Origin of the sequence: Ferrovum sp. (assembly GCF_027317285.1) — a bacterium.
Lineage (GTDB): Bacteria > Pseudomonadota > Gammaproteobacteria > Burkholderiales > Ferrovaceae > Ferrovum.
The window spans coordinates 62,997-63,267 of record NZ_DAHVHV010000006.1; positions in this window are offsets into that span (position 1 = coordinate 62,997).

Below are 271 nucleotides of genomic sequence, written 5' to 3' on the forward strand. Positions count from 1 at the left end.
ATGGCTTCAACCGGAACTGGGCGAGGAGATCAATGCCCTGGTGACGCAGATCAGGGCGGCGGTCGATGGGGATCAGGTCACGGACGTTGCCAAGAAGTTACGTCATTTCTGGGTCAAATTGGAGTTGCTGGGATGAGACAATGTAAAGATCCAGGAGGGGTTGCTCAGTCTGTTGCGTTTGCTGGTGGAGAATGTGGGCGAATTGGTGGCGGACGATAAATGGTTGCACGGGCAAATTTCCATTTTGCGCGACATCATGGAACAACCCCTC